General features: G+C 67.2%; 16 protein-coding genes. 8 read left to right on the plus strand and 8 right to left on the minus strand.

Features of this window, described 5'->3' with window-relative positions; genetic code table 11:
- Positions 1 to 268 precede the first annotated feature (268 nt).
- Both ABD719_RS10375 and ABD719_RS10380 read right to left on the minus strand, forming a co-directional pair.
- Positions 269 to 2,260 (minus strand): glycoside hydrolase family 3 protein, encoded by a 1,992-nt coding sequence (locus tag ABD719_RS10375; protein ID WP_344693298.1) that lies wholly within the window; start codon positions 2,258 to 2,260, stop codon positions 269 to 271.
- A 120-nt stretch (positions 2,261 to 2,380) separates the two neighbouring features.
- Entirely contained in the window at positions 2,381 to 4,768 is a 2,388-nt protein-coding gene (locus ABD719_RS10380; RefSeq protein ID WP_344693299.1) for a TonB-dependent receptor, read from the minus strand.
- A gap of 272 nt (positions 4,769 to 5,040) precedes the next feature.
- Between ABD719_RS10380 and ABD719_RS10385 the strand changes: the two genes are divergently transcribed.
- Positions 5,041 to 5,481 carry a MarR family winged helix-turn-helix transcriptional regulator gene (locus ABD719_RS10385; protein ID WP_344693300.1) on the plus strand — a complete coding sequence of 147 codons (441 nt, stop codon included), beginning with the start codon at positions 5,041 to 5,043 and terminating at the stop codon, positions 5,479 to 5,481.
- Positions 5,482 to 5,493: 12 nt separating this feature from the next.
- On the opposite strand, the gene ABD719_RS10390 is transcribed toward ABD719_RS10385, so the two are convergent.
- Genes ABD719_RS10390 through ligK form a run of 3 tightly spaced genes read right to left on the minus strand, consistent with a single transcriptional unit; the run spans position 5,494 to position 8,130 of the window.
- Positions 5,494 to 6,399: an amidohydrolase family protein gene (locus ABD719_RS10390; protein WP_344693301.1), complete on the minus strand. Its 906-nt coding sequence runs from the start codon at positions 6,397 to 6,399 to the stop codon at positions 5,494 to 5,496.
- Complete coding sequence (locus tag ABD719_RS10395) at positions 6,396 to 7,463, minus strand: 4-oxalomesaconate tautomerase (protein WP_344693302.1); 1,068 nt, start codon at positions 7,461 to 7,463, stop codon at positions 6,396 to 6,398. The genes ABD719_RS10390 and ABD719_RS10395 overlap by 4 nt, the downstream gene beginning before the upstream one ends.
- The gene (gene ligK, locus ABD719_RS10400; RefSeq protein ID WP_344693303.1) at positions 7,456 to 8,130 is read right to left on the minus strand and encodes a 4-carboxy-4-hydroxy-2-oxoadipate aldolase/oxaloacetate decarboxylase; all 675 of its coding nucleotides are present in this window, start codon (positions 8,128 to 8,130) and stop codon (positions 7,456 to 7,458) included. Before ligK ends, ABD719_RS10395 begins: the two co-directional genes overlap by 8 nt.
- 120 nt (positions 8,131 to 8,250) lie before the next feature.
- Here ligK and ABD719_RS10405 point away from each other — a divergent pair, with 120 nt between their 5' ends.
- The 7 genes from ABD719_RS10405 to ABD719_RS10435 all read left to right on the plus strand — a co-directional run bounded on the left by ABD719_RS10405 (position 8,251) and on the right by ABD719_RS10435 (position 14,668).
- Entirely contained in the window at positions 8,251 to 9,396 is a 1,146-nt protein-coding gene (locus tag ABD719_RS10405; protein WP_344693304.1) for a LysR family transcriptional regulator, read from the plus strand.
- A gap of 74 nt (positions 9,397 to 9,470) precedes the next feature.
- Positions 9,471 to 10,346: an NAD(P)-dependent oxidoreductase gene (locus tag ABD719_RS10410; RefSeq protein WP_344693305.1), complete on the plus strand. Its 876-nt coding sequence runs from the start codon at positions 9,471 to 9,473 to the stop codon at positions 10,344 to 10,346.
- Positions 10,343 to 11,365, plus strand: a complete 1,023-nt coding sequence (locus ABD719_RS10415) for an amidohydrolase family protein (RefSeq protein WP_344693306.1) — start codon at positions 10,343 to 10,345, stop codon at positions 11,363 to 11,365. The genes ABD719_RS10410 and ABD719_RS10415 overlap by 4 nt, the downstream gene beginning before the upstream one ends.
- Positions 11,362 to 11,784: a protocatechuate 4,5-dioxygenase subunit alpha gene (gene ligA, locus ABD719_RS10420; RefSeq protein ID WP_344693307.1), complete on the plus strand. Its 423-nt coding sequence runs from the start codon at positions 11,362 to 11,364 to the stop codon at positions 11,782 to 11,784. Before ABD719_RS10415 ends, ligA begins: the two co-directional genes overlap by 4 nt.
- Positions 11,784 to 12,641 carry a class III extradiol dioxygenase subunit beta gene (locus tag ABD719_RS10425; protein WP_344693308.1) on the plus strand — a complete coding sequence of 286 codons (858 nt, stop codon included), beginning with the start codon at positions 11,784 to 11,786 and terminating at the stop codon, positions 12,639 to 12,641. Before ligA ends, ABD719_RS10425 begins: the two co-directional genes overlap by 1 nt.
- Positions 12,632 to 13,573 (plus strand): Gfo/Idh/MocA family oxidoreductase, encoded by a 942-nt coding sequence (locus tag ABD719_RS10430; RefSeq protein WP_344693309.1) that lies wholly within the window; start codon positions 12,632 to 12,634, stop codon positions 13,571 to 13,573. Before ABD719_RS10425 ends, ABD719_RS10430 begins: the two co-directional genes overlap by 10 nt.
- An 87-nt stretch (positions 13,574 to 13,660) precedes the next feature.
- Positions 13,661 to 14,668 carry an aldo/keto reductase gene (locus tag ABD719_RS10435; protein WP_344693310.1) on the plus strand — a complete coding sequence of 336 codons (1,008 nt, stop codon included), beginning with the start codon at positions 13,661 to 13,663 and terminating at the stop codon, positions 14,666 to 14,668.
- On the opposite strand, the gene ABD719_RS10440 is transcribed toward ABD719_RS10435, so the two are convergent.
- The 3 genes from ABD719_RS10440 to ABD719_RS10450 all read right to left on the minus strand — a co-directional run bounded on the left by ABD719_RS10440 (position 14,665) and on the right by ABD719_RS10450 (position 19,023).
- Positions 14,665 to 15,981 carry an MFS transporter gene (locus tag ABD719_RS10440; protein ID WP_344693311.1) on the minus strand — a complete coding sequence of 439 codons (1,317 nt, stop codon included), beginning with the start codon at positions 15,979 to 15,981 and terminating at the stop codon, positions 14,665 to 14,667. The two genes, ABD719_RS10435 and ABD719_RS10440, sit on opposite strands and share 4 nt — an antisense overlap.
- A gap of 76 nt (positions 15,982 to 16,057) precedes the next feature.
- The gene (locus ABD719_RS10445) at positions 16,058 to 18,169 is read right to left on the minus strand and encodes an acetate--CoA ligase family protein (RefSeq protein ID WP_344693312.1); all 2,112 of its coding nucleotides are present in this window, start codon (positions 18,167 to 18,169) and stop codon (positions 16,058 to 16,060) included.
- An 8-nt stretch (positions 18,170 to 18,177) separates the two neighbouring features.
- A complete protein-coding gene (locus ABD719_RS10450; RefSeq protein ID WP_344693313.1) occupies positions 18,178 to 19,023 on the minus strand; it encodes a p-hydroxycinnamoyl CoA hydratase/lyase in 846 nt (281 codons plus the stop codon).
- Between the last annotated feature and the right edge of the window lie 32 nt (positions 19,024 to 19,055).

Here is a 19,055-nt window from a genome sequence, read left to right on the forward strand (position 1 = left end):
GCCACAAGCTGATGAAGTATAAAGCAAAGGCCTGCAAAAGGAATGGCGGCCCTATACGAGCGTCTGGCAGCCACGAGCATGATGGTAGCGGGCCGAATCGGCTCATTTGACGACGAAGTGGGTCTCCCACTATCTTGGGTCACCTTTGGAAAGCCACACCGACCCTAGAAAGGCAGGGATTCGTCCCGGAGGGATGTCAGGATGAGTACCCAGAGGGTCGTTCGCCGTTTGGCGCTGCTGGCCTTTCAGGAGAGTCGCCGCGACCTCGCTATTTTTCGGGCAGGGACAGCCCGGCGCCGAAGGCGTAGAGCGGCTTGCTGCTGTCGTCGGGATGAGCCGGGTTCTGCCGTTGCACGGCGTCCATCGAGCGGGGCAGTTCGAACGGAAGCCGGCCGCGGGGGGCGACGGCGCCGGTCACGGCCGCGAGTAGCGCATCGTCGCCGATGCCGAAATTACCGATGATGGCCCGCGCCGATCCAGCCACGCGGGTCAGCACGGCGGGGCGGTCGAGGAAGATCGCCATGACGACGGGCTTGATCCGCGCCAGCCGCACGACGGCGTCATAATCCTTGTCGCCGGGGCGCAGGTCCAGCCGTCCCTCGTGCTGGCGCGATCCGAAAAAGTGGAGCGGGTGCAGCGTCTCGTAAGGAGTAGCTGCGCGCACCAACGCGACATCGGCCTGTGCCGGGTCATCGACCACGGTCAATCCGTGCGCGCGTGCCGCCGCGCCATCGATGCCAGACAGATAGACGCGGGTTCCGGCGCGCAACGGCAGCAGGCCGCCGTCATTCTTTAACAGCACCTGCGCCGCCGCCTGCACTTCCTCGGCCTCGCGCCGGACGGCAGGAGCGCCGACGAGGCGGGCCGCCGCTTCGGGATCGACGACGGGGTTCTCGAACAGACCGAGCTGGAACTTGATCGTCAGGATGCGCGCAACCGACTGGTCGATCCGTGCCTCCGCCAACGTCCCCGCGCGCACCGCATCGATGATGACGCCGGGCGTCTCGACCCCGCCGAACTGGTCGAGGCCCGCCACTACGCCCTTCACGAAGCGGTCGCGCTGGGAAAGTGTCTCGACGCCCCACGGCATCGCGATCTCAGCCGGGCCCTGCGGCCGGGTCGGATCGGCGCATTCGCGCGCGCAGTCCCGCGTGATGCCCCAGTCCGACAGGATGATGCCGCCGAACCGGTATCGGGTGCGCAGCAGGTCGAGCAGTTGCCGGTTGAAGCCGGCGGCGACCGGCTCCACCGGCTGGCCGTCTATGGTGACGCCGGTGATGATGTCATAGGTCGGCATGACCCCCGCGACCTGTGCGGCGAAGGCGCCCTTGAACGGCTCGATGTGTTCCTGCAGCGAGGCATCGTCGAGCGCGGCGATCCGGCCATAGCGGTTATGCCCGTCGAACCCCTCCGGATTGGCGCCATAGCCGACCCAGTGCTTGACCACCGCCATCACGCCGTCGCGCGTCAGCCCCTGCTCGCCCCCCTGAAAGCCGGCGACATAGGCCTGGACCAGGGTGCGGGCGACGGCAGGGTCCGATCCGAACGTCCCGGTGCCACGCGACCAGCGTGGTTCGGTGAACAGGTCGGCCTGGGGCGACAAGGCCTGATGGATACCGGTGGCGCGATATTCGCGCGCGGCGATCGCCGAGAAACGCCGCATCAGCGCCGGATCGCGCAACGCGGCGAAGCCCAATGTCTCGGGCCATTGCGAATAGCCTGCGGGCCCGGAACTGGCCCCGACGACGGTCTGGAAATGGTGTCGCGGATCGGAACTGATCGTCAGCGGGATGCCGAGACGGGTGCGTGCCGCGATCGCCTGAAGCGCGTTGTTCTCCTCCGCCATGCGCCGCGGCGATACCGCCAGGCGGGTGATCGCGCTGGTGATCTTCAGGCCGGCGATCAGCCGTTCCACGCCGGCGCGGTCGTACCCGATCGATGATGCACCGATGACGCTGTCGGTGGCGGGCAGCGAGCCGTGCATCATCGTGCCGGCCTTGTCCTCCAGCGTCATGCGCTGCACCAGATCGTCGACGCGCCGCGCGACCGGCATGCGCCAGTCTTCATAGGGTGTCAGCGTACCATTGCGATCGAGATCGCGGAAACGCAGCCCTTCGACGATGATGACCGGACCGTTCTGTTCATCGAGTGCGACCTGAGCAGTCCGGGCGGCCTGCCCGGTGCCGGAGACGGGTGCGGGCGACGCGACGGCCGCGGCCGCGAGCGTCAGGGGTAGCAATGCGGCGATCGGCGTCTTCACGACTTGTCTCCCGGCGGGCGGCGGCGCGTCGTTCCTTGCCGATCGCTCCCCCGCCGGCAATGGGGCGATCGACGATCAAAGGCGGGCAGGCGCGGGACTGACGCGCCTGCCCGCAGGCCGTCAGAAGCGAACGCCGATACGGGCGCCGTACAGCCGTGGGTCGGTAAGCTGCGCGAGGCCGTCGTCGAACGCCGCGCCGAAATTGGCGCCCAGCACGGCGCCGCCAAGCGTTACCTTGTTCTCGATATTCTTGACGAAGCCCTGCACGTACAGCCGTTCCGAAGGCGTGGTGTAGGTGATCGTCAGATCCGATTTGGTGAAGCTCGGCTGGCGGAACTGCCCACGCAGCAGCGACGAGGCGATGAAGTAGGAATCCGACAGACGGGTCCGAAGGTTGAACGACACGCTGCCGTCATTGGCGAGCGGAACGCGCCAGTCATAGGCCGCCGACACCGTCCATTCGGGCGACCGATCCAGCTTGCGCCCCGCGAACTGCGCGAACAGCGGTCCGGCCGCATCCACCAGATAGTCGGTGTACCGTGCGTTGAGCCACGTCGCCGAGAAATCGAACCGATGGTTGGGGGCGGGCGCGATGATCCCTTCCAGTTCGACACCGTCGATCTTGGCCTGTCCGGCATTCAGCGTCCGTGCCGTCCCCGCCCCCGCGACCAGCGTGAGCTGCGTCAGTTGCAGGTTGGTATAGTCGTAATGGAAATACCCGCCGTTCAGGCGCAGCGCATTGTCGAGAAGCCGCGTCTTGAAGCCGATTTCATAGGCGGTGATCGTTTCGGGTTCGTAGAACAGGATATCGGCCGGGGTGATCGCGGAACCGGCGCAATTGGTGGTGCCCGCAAGGCAGCCATCGTTGAAGCCGCCCGCCTTGTAGCCGGTCGAGACCGAACCATAGAGCAGGGTCTGCGAACCGAGATCATATTCCAGACCACCGCGCCACGTGACCTTGCGATAGGAGACGTCGGCATCGTTCAGCGAATCGCGCGAACCCCGCGGATTGGTGGTGCCCGGCTGCGTTCCGGTCGTGAAGTCGCGCGGGTCCGTCAGGTTGGCATGGAAGATCGTCGCCCCGACCCTACTCTTGTCGTCCTTGGTCCAGCGCACGCCGCCGGTGGCGCGGAATCCGTCGGCAAGGGTCAGCGTGCCCTGACCGAAGAATGCCAGCGACTTCGACACCGTCTCCTGCGGGAAACCGAAGATGTAGCCGCGCTGGCCAGGCTGGAAACCCTGCGAACCGAACAGCAGAAACGAGATGTCCGACGTTTCGCGGAAGTAGAAGCCGCCAACCTGCACCTTCAGCGCGCTGCTGTCATAGGCAAGGCGCAGTTCCTGCGAATTCTGCGCATACTCGCCATCGAACGTCTGCGGCGTGGTGCTGTAGAGGCCGGTGGCGCGCACCAGCCCGGTCACGCCGGTGAATTCCTCGTCGCGCGTGAATTTGCGATACGAACCGAGATAGCTGGCGGTCAGCGCGTCCGACAATTCGTAGGTGATGTCGCCCTGAATGCCCCACGACGTGTTGTCGCGGTTCGATTGCTGCCGCTCCGCATAACCGACGGTGCTCAGCGCCTTCCGGTCGCCGGCGCGCGGGATCGGGTCCTGCCCCAGCTGACCGTCGGCCGGCGGAACGAACGGCGCCTGATAGAGCGTCGACAGCAGCACCTGCGGTCCGGGCTTCCCCTTGATGGTGCTGTAATCGCCGCGAACGACGACGGTCAGCCGGTCGGTCGGCTTGACCAGCAACGACAGGCGGCCCGACAGATTGTCCTTGAACGGATCGATGGCATAGGTGCCGTTGGCGGGGGTAAGGTAACTGTCCCGGCGGTCGTAATTGACGGCAGCGCGCAATGCCGCCGACGTGCCCAGCGGCACGTTCAGCACGCCCGTTCCCTGAACCGCGTTGTAATTGCCATAGCTGATATCGGCGCTGCCGCTGAACTCGCCCAGACGCGGTCGTGCCGACACCAAGCTGATGAGCCCCGCGGTGGTGTTGCGTCCGTATAGCGTACCCTGGGGGCCGCGCAGCACCTCGATACGGTCGAGATCGAAAAAGCTGACCTCCTGCGCCTGCGCCCGGGCGAGCGACACGCCGTCCAGCATGAATCCGGCCGAAGGATCGCCCTTTTCGCTATTGTCCGCGCTGGACACGCCGCGGATGGTGATCTGGAGGCCGTTGTTCCGGTCGATCGACACGCTGGGGGCGACATCGGCGATCTGCGTCGGATTGGTCACGCCCAGCTTGGTCAGCGACTCGCCCGTGACGGCGGTGATCGCGATCGGCGTCCGCGACAGCAGCGTGTTGGTTCGCGTGGCGGTTACGACGATATCAGTTGTCGCGGCGTTATCGTCGGCACTTTCCGGCAATGACGGCGAAGACTGGGGCGCAGGCGCGTCGGTCTGGACGGCATTTGCCTGCGGCGCATCGAGTTGACTGGTTTGCGCGGCAACCGGTGCAGAAAAAATCATGCACGACGTGGCCAACAGGAAACTTTTCATATGCCATCCTCCCCTGATCTTACGCGGCCCTTGCTGGCGGGACGCGTCCTTGACAGGCCGGATAGCCAAAACACCACCAATTGCAATGCAACATATCAATCTGCAATCACGATAATACGTGTTTTCGAGGTTTGATTTTCGTGATCACGGTAATCGGATAACCGCTATGCGTTATACATGTCTTTCAATTTTCAGCACAATCATACCAAAGCAGTTGTTGACCCTTCGGGTCCGAGTGAACACGGTGATCGCGGCAAAATTATAGGTATCGCGTGACGACGAAAAAGCGTGGGCAGATCGACACGAGCTTTCTGGACGCGTTCGTCGGCTATCATGTGCGACGCGTCGGAAACGGCTTCGACAGAAGTTTCACCGAAGCCATGGCGGGAACCGAGATTCGTCAGGCGCTATTTGGCGTGTTGTCGTTGATCGCGGCGAATCCCGGGATCAATCAGGGCGGCATCGCCGATGCCCTGGAGATCAAGCGTGCAAACATGGTTGGCCTTATCGCCGAACTGGAAGAGCGTGATCTGATCGCGCGCGCCGTCGTACCAAGCAACAGGCGCGCGTTCGCGCTGACATTGACTGCCGCGGGCAGTGCCATGGTCGCGGATTGTCTGGCTCGCATCGGTCGGCACGAGGATAGACTGCTTGCCAATCTATCAAGTGCCGAACGGATCATTTTAATTGGATTGTTGCGTCGTCTGGCATGATCCCGACTTTTCTTACAGGCTGAATGAGCGCTCCTCCGGCCAGTACAGCGTCGCCGGATTGGTCACGAGCAGCTTCCGCTGCAACTCCGGCGTCACCGCAATGCGCGGGATGATGTCGACCAGCGCGCCATCGTCGGGGACCGCATCCTGCATGTTGGGGTGCGGCCAGTCGGTGCCCCACAGGACGCGATCGGGATAATCCTCTACCAAAGGGCGCACCGCCGTGACGAACCGGTCCCAGGGCGGACCGGCGGGTTCTTCGAGGCGGTCGGGGCAGGTGACCTTGGTCCAGACGTCGTCGCGGCTGTCGAGCAGCGCCCGGAACGCCGTCATGTCCGCGCCGCCGGGCCCCTGCGCGACATCGGGGCGGCCCATATGGTCGACCACGATGGGGGTCGGGATCGCGTCGAGGAACGGCCGCAACTCCTCCAGTATATCGGCTTCGAAATAGATCACGACATGCCAGCCGAGCGACTGGATGCGGCGGGCGATGTCGAGGAACCTGTCCTTGGGCGCGTTGTCGACCAGTCGCTTCAGGAAGTTGAAGCGTACGCCGCGAATGCCGCCGTCGTGCAACGCTTCCAGCTCGCCATCGGTGATCGCCGGATCGACCACCGCGACGCCGCGGGCCGCGCCGGCGGAGCGGGCGATCGCGTTCAGCGTGGCGGCGTTGTCGGTGCCGTGGCAGCTTGCCTGCACGATGACGTTGCGCGCGAAGCCGAGCCGGTCGCGCAGGGCGAACAGCATGTCGGGCCCGGCATCGGCGGGCAGGTATTTCGCCTGCGCGCTGAACGGGAAGTCGGCCATCGGCCCGAACACATGGCAATGCGCGTCCACCGCGCCGGGCGGCGGCACGAAGCGCGGGACGGCGGGGTTCGGGTGCCAGCTCGTGATCCGGCCCGCTGCGTCGGTGCTCATGCGAAAACCTTTCCGTCCATCAGCTTGCGCGCGGTGCGCAGCATCGCCGCGGTCCGTACCGCGCCGTGTTCGTCCAGTTCGATCACGCAGGTCGTCTCCCCCGTGGTGTGTTCGACCGACAGCGTCTTGCGGCGGCCCGCGGCAACCGTCGCGACCTCTGCCGCGGGCGATCCCGCGATCAGGCAGGCGGTCGCGACGCTGACCGCGCCCAGCACGCCGATCGACGCATGCGCGCGGTGCGGGATGAAGCTGCGCACCGTGATCGCGCCGCCATGAAGCGGGGGTGCGACGAGCATCATCTTCGGCACCGACTTGTCGCGCACGTCGCCCAGATTCATGCGTTCGCCGACCGCGAGGCGGATCGCCTCGATCCGTGCCTTCAGGTCGGTGGCGGCGTCGAGTTCGTCGCGGCTTTCATAGCCGGTGATGCCGACATCCGCCGCCTTCATCACGACGCAGGGCATGCCATTGTCGATCAGCGTGACGCGGATGCCGTTCACTTCGTCGACCGCGTTCCCCGTCGGCAGTAGCGCGCCGCAGGAGGATCCGGCGGTGTCGCGAAATTCGAGCGGGATTGGGGCTGCGCCGCCCGGCACGCCGTCGATCCGCGCCGTGCCGGCATAGCGGACCACGCCGCCCGGCGTTGCCACGGTCGCGACCGCGATCTGGCCGGTATTCTCCATGAAGATCGCCACGCGCGTCTCGTCCCCCGTCGGCGCGACCAGCCCGCGCTCAATCGCGAAGGGGCCGACGCCGGCGAGGATGTTGCCGCAATTCTGCTGGTCGCTGACGACCGGGCGATCGACGAACACATGAAGGAACAGATAGTCGATGTCGACGCCCGCGCGGTCCGACCGCGATACCAGCGCGACCTTGCTGGTCAGCGGATCACCGCCGCCCATGCCGTCGATCTGGCGCGGATCGGGCGAGCCCATCGCGCGGAGCAGGAAGGCGTCGCGGGCATCGCGGTCGGCGGGTAGATCGTCCCTGACGAAATAACCGCCCTTCGACGTGCCGCCGCGCATCCACATGCAGCGGACGCCGTCGCGTGCCGGATCAGACATATTTCAGCCCCATCTGCGCCAGCCGGCCGCGCATGTCGTAGATGTCGAGGCCGAGTTCGCCCGCCGCCATCCGCTGGCGCTTGGTCTCCTCGATCGCCGCCCGCGCATCGGCCTTTTCCAGCACCGCCGCCGCATTGCCCGGCGGGACGATGCAGACGCCGTCGTCGTCGGCGATCACGATGTCGCCGGGGTTGACCAGCGCGCCCGCGCATACGACGGGGACGTTGACCGAACCGATCGTCGCCTTGATCGTCCCCTGTGCGTGCACCGCCTTCGACCAGACCGGAAAGCCCATCTGCGTCAGGTCGCGTATGTCGCGCACGCCGGCGTCGATGACCAGCCCGCGACAGCCGCGCGCCATCGCCGAGGTCGCGAGCAGATCGCCGAAATAGCCGTCGGTGCTGGGGCTGGTCGGCCCCAACACGATGATGTCGCCGGGCTGCAACTGTTCGATCGCGACATGGATCATCCAGTTGTCGCCGGGCGGAGCGGAGATCGTGACGGCGCTGCCCGCGATCCGTGCGCCGGGATAGATCGGCCGCATGTGCGGGGCGAGCAGGCCGGTACGGCCCTGCGCCTCGTGCACCGTCGCGACGCCGTGCTGGGCCAGCCCGTCGATGACCGCCCGGTCGGCGCGTGCGATATTCTGGACGACGATGCCCGACATGCCAATTCCCTTCGACCCTGTACGCTGACCCTGTACCCTGCCGGGGGTCATGGACAGCCGGCCCGATCAACCACAAATGCAATTCGTGCGCGCCACATAAGTTTTTGCTAATCGCGCATCATGGACCCGCTCAGTCTCAATAGCCGGCATCTGCGCGCGATGGTCGCGATCGTCGCGACCGGGCGGATCAGCAGCGCCGCGCGCGCGGTCAACCTGACGCAGCCGGCGGTGACGCAGGGGCTGGCCAAGCTGGAGGCGCAGATCCGCCTGACGCTGTTCGACCGGCGGGCGGACGGCATGATCCCGACCGATGCGGCGCATATCCTGGCCCCGCGGGCCGAGGCGGCGTTGCGGCGGATCGGCAGAGGCCATGCGACCGGCGCGCAGATCCGCGCGTTTCTGGCGGTCGCCGATGCCGGCAGCTATGCCGCGGCGGCCGCGGCGACGGGGCTGAGCGAGGCGTCGCTGCACCGGGCGGTGGGCGACCTGTCGGTCGGCATCGGCCAGCGGCTGGTCGAGCGGCGTGGCCGCGGCATCGCGCTGACCGCGCGGGGGCTGGCGGTCGCGCGCAATTTCCGGCTGGCGCTGGTCGAATTGCGGTCGGGCATCGCGGAACTCGCCGCGCTGCACGGGCGCGAGGTGGGGCGGATCGTGATCGGGGCGATGCCGCTGTCGCGGGCGCGCCTGTTGCCGCAGGCGATCGGCCTGTTCCATGCGCGGCATCCGCAGGTCGACCTGACGATCGTCGAGGGGTCGCACGCCGAACTGGTCGGGCCGCTGCGCGATGGCGAGATCGACCTGATGGTCGGCGCGCTGCGCGCGGACGCACCCGACGGGATCGCGCAACGGCCGCTGTTCGAGGATCGTCCGATCATCATCGGGCGCGCGGGCCACCCGCTGGTGGCGCGGGGCGGCACGGTGGATGCGCGCGACCTGACATCCTATCCGTGGATCGTCCCCGCGCCGGGGACGCCGCTGTACGCGCTGTGGGCGTCGATGTTCGCCGCAGCCGGGGTCGCGGCCCCGCATGTGCCGATCGAATGCGGATCGGTCATCATGGTGCGCCAGATCCTGGTCGGCAGCGATTTCCTGACGCTGTTGTCCACCGATCAGGTCCGTGTCGAACTGGAGGCGGGGTGGCTGACGGCGATCGGCGACGTGCCGGGCGAGGTCCGCCGGACGATCGGCATTTCGACGCGCGACGACTGGCGGCCGACGGCGTTGCAACGGCGCTTCGTCGAGACATTATCCGGTCAGGGCGAATGAGCATTCGCATAATCTAATGGGTGCGCGCGCAATCCGATTGGCCGGGCCGGCGCAAAGGCGGCAGGTCTGCGGCCATGGAGACGATGCCAGGATTGATCGGTTTCGGCGAAGCCGGACGCACTTTCGCCACCGCCGGCGGGTGGAGCGGGGCGCGCGTCCATGACCGGCTGACCGACCGGCCGGACGGGAACGCCGCGATGCGGGCCGCCTATGCGTTGGCGGGGGTCGGCGGTTGCGACCGGCTGGCGGATGCGGTCCGCGATGCGCCGGTCATCCTGTCGCTGGTGACGGCGGATCAGGCGCTGGCGGTCGCGACGGCAGCGGCGGCGGCGATCGCGCCCGGTGCGCTCTATTGCGACATGAACAGCGTCGCGCCCGATACGAAGCGGGCGGCGGCGCGGCTGATCGAGGCGGCGGGCGGCCACTATGTCGACGTCGCGGTGATGGCCCCGGTCGATCCGGCGCGGCTGTCGGTGCCGCTGCTGCTCAGCGGCGGTGCGGCCGATGCGGCGCAAGTGGCGCTGGCGGCGCTCGGCTTCGCGCGGATCGACATCGTCGGCGGCGAGGTGGGGCGCGCGTCGTCGATCAAGATGATCCGTTCGGTGATGGTGAAGGGGATGGAGGCGCTGACCGCCGAATGCGCGCTGGCGGCGGCTGCGGCGGGCGTGTCGGCGGAGGTGTTCGCATCGCTGGATGCCAGCGACCGGGCGAAGCCGTGGGCGGCGCGGGCCGATTACAATCTCGACCGCATGATGATCCACGGGCTGCGCCGCGCCGCCGAGATGGAGGAGGCGGTCAAGACGCTCGATGCGCTGGGCACCGGCAGCGCGATGACGCGCGGCACCGTGCTGCGTCAGCGCGCGATCGGTGAGTTGGGGGTGCAGCGACCCGCACCGGGGCTGGCCGCCAAGATCGGGCAGATCAACGACGACAGTAGGCACGCCGCATGACGATGATCGTCGATTGCCACGGGCATTACACCACTGCCCCGGCCGCGCATAACCGATGGCGCGAGGAACAGGTCGCGGCGTTCGCGGCGAGCCGGCCCGCGCCCGCCTATCCCGTGATCGCCGACGACGAAATTCGCGAGACGCTGGAGAAGAACCAGATCCGCCTGCTGCGCGAACGCGGGGCGGACATGACGATCTTTTCCCCGCGCGCATCGGCGATGGCCCCGCATGTCGGGGACGAGGGCGTGGCGATCGCATGGGCGCGCGCCAACAACGACCTGATCGCGCGGTGCGTCGATCTCTACCCCGACATCTTCGCCGCGGTGTGCATGTTGCCGCAGTCGCCGGCCGCCGACATGCAGGGCTCGATCGCGGAACTGCGGCGCTGCGTCGACATGAGCTTTATCGGGTGCAACCTGAACCCCGATCCGGGCGGCGGGCATTTCCGCCATCCGCCGCTGACCGACCGCTACTGGTATCCCTTCTACGAGGCGATGGTCGAACTGGACGTGCCGGCGATGATCCATGTGTCGGGCAGCTGCAATCCGGGGCTGCACGCGACCGGCGCCTATTACATCGCGGCGGACACGATCGCGTTCATGCAGTTGCTGGAAGGCGACCTGTTCGCCGATTTTCCGACGCTGCGCTTCATCATCCCGCATGGCGGCGGCGCGGTCCCCTATCATTGGGGGCGGTATCGCGGGCTGGCCGACATGCTCAAGAAGCCGGCGCTGGCCGGGCATCTGATGAACAACGTGTTCTTCGACACCTGCGTCTATCACCAGCCGGGGATCGACCTGCTGGCCGACGTGATCGACAACAAGAACATCCTGTTCGGATCGGAGATGGTCGGCGCAGTACGCGGTATCGACCCGCAGACCGGTCAATATTTCGACGACACCAAACGCTATGTCGACGCTCTGGAGATCAGCGATGCCGAACGGCACGCGATCTTCGAAGGCAATGCCCGCCGGGTCTTCCCGCGTCTGGACGCGCTGCTGAAGGCGCGCGGGCTGTGAGCGACCTTCCCCGCCAGCCGCGCGATATCCACGAATATCTCGCGCAGTTCGACGATATCCCGGGCACGCGCGTCTTCACCGCGCAGCGGGCGCGGCAGGGCTATCATCTCAACCAGTTCGCGATGAGCCTGATGAAGGCGGAGAATCGCGAGCGCTGGAAGGCGGACGAGCGCGCCTATCTGGAGGAATGGCCGATGACCGCCGAACAGCGGCAGGCGGTGCTGGACCGCGACTATAACCGGCTGCTCGATCTGGGCGGCAACATCTATTTCATGGCCAAGGTCTTTTCGACCGACGGCCAGAGCTTCCTGCAGGCGGTGAGCACGATGAGCGGCATGAGCCTGGACGATTATGCGGCGATGATGATCGCGGGCGGCCGGTCGCCGGTCGGCGCTCGCTCGATCAGGGACGGCAACTGATGGCGCGCATCACCGCCGGCATCGCCAGCAGCCACATCCCCGCGCTGGGCGTCGCGTCCGATCTGGACAGGACGGCCGAACCGTATTGGGCGCCCGCCTTTGCCGGCTATGACTGGACGAAGGCGTGGCAGGCCGAACAGAAGCCCGACGTCGTGATCCTGGTCTATAACGACCATGCGTCGGCCTTCGACATGAAGGTCATCCCGACCTTTGCGATCGGCTGCGCGGAATCGTTCGAGCCGGCGGACGAGGGCTGGGGACCGCGCCCGGTGCCGGTGGTGACGGGCCACCCGGATCTGGCGTGGCACATCGCGCAAAGCTGTATCCTCGACGAATTCGACATGACGATCATCAACGAGATGACGGTCGATCACGGGCTGACCGTGCCGCTGTCGATGATGTTCGGAAAGCCCGATGCCTGGCCGTGCCGGGTGATCCCGATCGCGGTCAACGTCGTCACCTATCCGCCTCCCACCGGCAACCGCTGCTGGGCGCTGGGAGAGGCGATCGCGAAGGCGGTGGCGAGCTTCGGCGAGGATCTGAACGTGCAGGTATGGGGCACCGGGGGGATGAGCCACCAGCTTCAGGGGCCGCGCGCCGGCCTCATCAACCGCGAATGGGACAATCTGTTTCTCGACCGGCTGGTGGGCGACACCGACGAACTGCGCCACATGCCGCATATCGACTATCTGCGCGAAGCGGGGTCGGAGGGGATCGAGCTGGTCATGTGGCTCATCATGCGCGGCGCGCTGGGCCGGCGCACCCGTGCGCTCCACCGCCATTATCACGTCCCCGCCAGCAACACCGCGGTCGGGCACATCGTCCTTCAACCCGAACAGGAAATCCCATGCGTATAGCACTGGCCGGCGCGGGCGCGTTCGGCGAAAAACATCTGGACGGCCTGAAGAATATCGAGGGCGTGACGATCGCCTCGATCGTCAGCCGCGAACTGGATCAGGCGCGCGCCGTCGCGGATAAATATGGCGCGGCGCACGCGACCACCGACCTGTCCGAGGCGCTGGCGCGGGACGATGTCGACGCGGTGATCCTGTGCACCCCGACGCAGATGCACGCCGCACAGGCGATCGCCTGCATGAAGGCAGGCAAGCACGTGCAGGTGGAAATCCCGCTGGCCGACAGCTGGGCCGACGCGCAGGACGTGCTGCGGGTGCAGCGGGAAACCGGCCTCGTCTGCATGGTCGGCCACACCCGCCGCTTCAATCCCAGCCACAAGTTCGTCCACAACCGGATCGTCGCGGGCGAGATCGCGGTCCAGCAGATGGACGTGCAGACCTATTTCTTCCGGCGCAAGAACATCAACGCGAAGGGGGAGGCGCGCAGCTGGACCGACCATCTGTTGTGGCACCATGCCGCGCACACGGTCGACCTGTTCGCGCATCAGGCGGGCCGGATCGTGCAGGCCAATGCGATCCAGGGGCCGATCCACCCCGAACTGGGCATCGCGATGGACATGTCGATCCAGTTGAAGAGCGAAACCGGCGCGATCTGCACCCTGTCGCTCAGCTTCAACAATGACGGGCCACTGGGCACCTTCTTCCGCTACATCTGCGACAACGGCACCTATATCGCGCGCTACGACGATCTGGTGAACGGGCGCGAGGAGGCGGTCGACGTGTCGCAGGCGGCGGTGTCGATGAACGGCATAGAATTGCAGGACCGCGAGTTCATCGCCGCGATCCGCGAAGGCCGCGAACCCGACAGTTCGGTCGCCAGGGTGTTCGACTGCTACCGCGTGCTGGGCGAGCTGGAACAACAGCTCGCCCGCTGACCGCGGCCGCGCCGATCCCGGTTGCGGCGCGGATCATGATCGCGGAAGAACGATGTCGATCCTCCGCCTTCATCCTGCGAGTTGCCCATGTCCCTCCTGCCATCCCGCCGCCTCGGTCCGATCGCGGTGTCCGCCGTCAGCCTCGGCTGCATGGGGCTGAACCACGGCTATGGCGATTTCCCGGGCGAGGCGGATGCCAGCCGCCTGCTCAACCACGCGCTGGATGCGGGCGTGACGATGCTCGATACCGCCGCGCTGTATGGCGACGGCGAGAACGAGCGGCTGGTCGCGCGCGCGGTCGGCCATCGCCGCCGCGAATACACGCTGGCGAGCAAATGCGTGCTGGGCATGTTCGACGGCAAGCGCGGCCTCGACGGCCGGCCCGAGGCGATCGCACGGACGCTGGACGAAGCGCTGGCGCGGCTGCGGACCGATCATATCGACCTTTATTATCTCCACCGGCTCGATCGCAACGTGCCGATCGAGGAATCGGTGGGCGCGCTGGCCCGCGCGGTCGAGGCGGGGAAGATCGGCGCGATCGGCCTGTCGGAGATGTCGGCCGCGACGATCCGCCGCGCGCATGCAGTCCATCCGATCGCCGCGATCCAGACCGAATTCTCCCCCTGCGTCCGCAACGCCGAGGTGGCGGTGTTCGACGCCTGCGCGGAACTGGGGATCGGCTTCGTCGCCTTTTCGCCGGTGTGCCGGGGGCTGCTGGCCGGCGCGATCAAGGCGGCGGATTATCCGGCGGGCGATCTGCGGGGCAATCTGCCGCGCTTCACCGAACCGAACCTGTCGCACAACCTGAAACTGGTTGCGCGCTTCGACGCGGTGGCGGCGGATGCGGGGATCACACCGGGGCAGCTTGCGCTCGGCTGGGTGCTGGCGCGCCATCCGTTCGTCGTCGCGCTGCCCGGAACGCGCAACCCGGCGCATCTCGACGAGAATGTCGCGGCGGCAAGCCTGTCGCTGTCCGTTGCGACGCTGGCGGCGGTCGATGCGATCTTCGTGCCCGGCGCACTGGCGGGGCGGCGTTACCTTCCCGCGATGCACGCGCAGGTCGACACCGAACTGCTGCCCGAGGAAGTCGCCTAGCCCGCCAGCGCGGCGCGCTCTTCATACCGCAGCAGGAATACCGCGCCGGCGGCGACCACCGATCCCAGCGCCATCGTCAGCGCGACACCGGCGAAGCCGATCCCGCCCTGGAACATGAAGCCCGCCACGATCGGGCTGATCGCCGCGCCGCCGCGCCCCACGCCGATCGCGAAGCCGGTGCCGCTCGCCCGCAGCGCGGTGGGGAAGGCGTGGGCGATCATGGCATATAGCCCGACGATCGCGCCGTTGGTGCAGAAGCCCGCAATCGCCACGATCACCGACAGCGTGGCGAGATTGGCCGGCGCATGGCCGAACCCCGCCACCATCGCGGTCGACAGCAGCATCGCGCCGATCGTCAGCCAGCGGACCGGCAGCTTTTGCGTCAGCAGGCTGAGCACCAGCGACCCGGTCGCGCCGCCGATATTCGCCCATACCAGCACGCCGCCGGCGGAGGAGGGCGAGAAGCCCATGTCGACGACGATCTTCGGTGTCCATTTCAGGATGAAGTAGAAGGTCAGGATATGCGCGAAATAAGCGAGGGTGAGCAGGATGGTGACGGCGGCCAGACCCGGCCGGAACAATTGCCCGATGCCGCCGCGCGATCCGCCGGGGGCCGGCGCGGGCAGCGCATTAACCGCGGCATGGCCGAGGCGGCGCATGACGGCGTTGACCCGTTCCAGCGCATTCGGACCACGTTTGTGGACGAGGAACGACACCGTTTCGGGCAGCAGGATCCAGGTCAGCGGAATGCAAAGTGCGGTGGCGACGGCCCCCAGCGCGAAGACGGATCGCCAGTCATGGCCGGCGGCGAACATCATCGACGCGATCGATCCGCCGATGATCGCGCCGACGGGATAGCCGCCCGCCATGATCGCGACCGCCATGCTGCGGCGGCGGCTATTGGCGAACTCGGCGGTGACGGCATTGGTGGCCGCGAGCATACCGCCGATGCCGATCCCGGTGAACAGGCGGAACGCGGACAGCGTGGCGATGTCCCCCGCGTGCATCGCCAGCGCCATGCCGGTCCCCATGATCGCAAGGCAGCCGAGGATGGTGGGGCGCCTGCCGATCCGGTCGCACAGCGCGCCCAGCGCGATCGACCCGGCCATCATGCCGATCAGTTCCATCGACAATACGATGCCGAGCGCGGCGCGATCGACGCCCCATTCCTTCGCGATGCCGGGCGAGGCGAAGCTGATCGACAGCACGTCGAACCCGTCGAGCGCGTTGAGCAACACGCATAGCGCGATCGCGACCACCTGCGGCCGCCGCATCGGCGCATCGGACAACGTCCTGCAAGGATCCTCTGCCATCCTCTGTCCTTCATTATGTTTTATCGGTCGAAAGCGGGTGTCATCATCGGGAAGGGGCATGGTGGCGCCCGCTGGGCTAGCCGCCCGTATCGAGCAGCATCAGCGCGTCGAGCGCCACCGCGCCCCTGCCCACCGGGTAGACCAGCACCGGATTGAGATCGATTTCGCGGATCGCGGGTTCGGCGGAGAGCAGGCGGCCGATCGCGATCACGATGTCGGCGACCGCATCGACATCCAGCGCCGGCGAACCACGGAACCCGTCGAACAGCGCGGCGCTTTTCAACTGGCGCAGTTCGGCGACGATCGCGTCGCGGGTCAGGTCGTGGGGCACGAGGCGGACGTCGTGGAGCAGTTCGGCCATCACCCCGCCAAAGCCGAGCAGGATCACCGGTCCCCATTCCGGGTCGTTGCGCGCGCCGACGATCAGTTCGGTGCCGCGCTCGCCCATCTTTTCCACCAGCACGCCGTCAAGGATCAGGCCGGGCCGGTGATGCGCGATGTTGGCGGCCAGCCGGTCCCACCCGGCGGCCAGCGCGGCCGGATCGGCCAGCCCGACGATCACGCCGCCGGCATCGCTCTTGTGCGACAGGTCGGCCGACTGCGCCTTCAGCACGACGGGCCAGCCCATCGCCTCGGCCGCGGCCAGTGCTTCTGCCGCGGTGGTGGCGAGCGTCGCCTGCGGGAAGGGGATGCCGAGCGGGCCGAGCAGCGCCTTGGCCCGGTATTCTGGCACGACGCCGCCCGCGCCGGCCAGCGCGGGCAGGGGCGTGGGTGCGCCGTCGGCCGCCGCGAAATCGCGGGCCGCACGGTCGGACAGCCGCTTGACCGCGCGATAGACGCGCTCCGTCGTCGGGAAATAGGGCACGCCCAGCGCGCGCAATTCGTCGATATAGGCGGCCGGCACCTCCGCCCCTTCGTCCAGCCCGACGACGATCACCGGCTTGGCGGGCGCCATGTCGCGGATCGCGGCGGCGATGGTCGGGAACTTGATCCGGCTGGTGCCGGGATCGGTCTGGATCAGCGGCACGATGATCGTGCCGAAGCGGTCGTCATCGACCAGCGCCGCGATGGTGCGGCGATACAGGTCGGGGTCGACCAGACCCTGCGCGGTGACGTCGAGCGGGTTGGACACTGGGACGAAATCGGGGATCGCCGCGCGCAGCGCCAGACTGTCGGCATCGTGGATCGCCGGCAGCGACAGGCCGATCTGCTCGCAGAAATCGAGCGTCAGCGCCTTGAACGCGCCGGATTCGACGATCACCGCGGTTCCGCCCTGCGGCAGCGTGGCACAGCGCAGCGCGATCTCGGCGATGTCGGCCAGTTCCTCCAGCGTTTCGGCGAAGATGACGCCCGCGCGCTGGACCAGTGTGCGCATGACCGCATAGTCGCCGGCCATCGCGCCGGTATGGGTGGCGGCGGATTCGCGTGCGGCGCTGCTCTGCCCCGGATGGAGCAGGACGATGTGCTTGCCGGCGGCGCGGGCGCGCCGCGCGGCGTCGAGGAAGCGGGCGGGCTTGCGGAACTGTTCGACGATCATCGCGATCACGCGGGTGTCGTCATGGTCGATCAGGTAATCGACATAATCCTCGACCCCGCTCGCCGCCTCGTTCCCGGTCGATACCGAGAAGGAGAGCGGCAGCGCGCGGCTGATGAGCGATACGCCCAGCACCGCGGCCATCGCGCCGGATTGCGACACGATGCCGATCCGCTTGCCGCTGTCGATCTTCACCGGCGGCAGTTCGACGAAGGTCAGCGGGATGCCGTCGATGAAATTGACGAGGCCGAGGCAGTTCGGCCCCTCGATCACCATGCCCGCCGCATCGGCGATGCGCGCCAGCTCCTGCTGTTCGGCCATGCCTTCCGCGCCGCCTTCGGCAAACCCTGCGGAGAAGATGATCGCCGCGCCGACGCCGCGCGCCGCCAGCGCGCGGACGGTGTCCAGCACGGCGACGCGCGGGATCGCCAGCACGGCGGCATCGACGCCGTCGGGCAGGTCGGCGATGCTGTTGATGCAGGCGCGCCCGCCGATCATGTCCCGCTTCGGGTTGATCAGGTGGATGTCACCCGCATAACCCTGTCGTTCCAGATTGGTGAGCACCGATGCGCCCAGCGCGCCGGGCTTGTCGGATGCGCCGACGATCGCGATCGAACGCGGACGGAGCAGTCGGTCGAGGGACGCGATCGTCATGGCGCAGGTCAGCCCTTCTGCTTGGAGATGTCGTACGCGCCCAGACCGGGCTTGTAGGTCTTGTCGTCGATGAACTGCTTGATGCCTTCCTTGCGGCCGTCATTGTCGTAGCTGTTGGCGGCTTCCTGCGCGCGGATCAGATAATCCTCGGCATTGTCATAGGTCATCTCGCGGACGCGGCGGATGGCGTCCTTGGTCGCCTTCAGCGCGACGGGATTCTTCTTCTTCAGGACGTCGGCCACCTCGGCGACGCGCGCCTTCAGCTTGTCGAGCGGCAACGCCTCGTTGACGAAGCCCCATTCGACGGCGGTCTTCCCGTCGATATTCTCGCCCATCATCGCATGGTACATGGCGTTGCGGAACGACGTCATCTCGGTCGCGATCTTGGCCGCACCGCCGCCGGGCAGGATGCCCCAGTTGATCTCCGACAGGCCGAACTGCGCATCCTCCGCGGCGAAGGCGAGGTCGCAGGCGAACAGCGGGCCATAGGCGCCGCCGAAGCACCAGCCATTGACCATCGCGATGGTCGGCTTCTGATACCAGCGCAGCCGCCGCCACCAGCCATAGCTTTCGCGCTGCGCGCCGCGCGTGCCCTGAAGCCCCTGCGCCTCGGTCTCGCGGAAATACTCCTTCAGGTCCATGCCCGCGGACCATGCGGTGCCCTCGCCGGTCAGCACCAGCACGCCGACGTCGCTGCGGAACTCCAGATCGTCGAGCACGCGCATCATCTGGCGGTTGAGGCGCGGCGACATGCAGTTGCGCTTGTCGGCGCGGTTGAAGCTGACCCAGGCGACGCCGTCCTCGACGGTGCAGGCGACGGTGGCGAGTTCGACGGGATCGATGGCGGTGGTCATGATCGGGACTCCTGAAAATCGGGGAAAATAAT

This window comes from Sphingomonas cynarae, assembly GCF_039537815.1.
Taxonomy (GTDB): domain Bacteria; phylum Pseudomonadota; class Alphaproteobacteria; order Sphingomonadales; family Sphingomonadaceae; genus Sphingomonas; species Sphingomonas cynarae.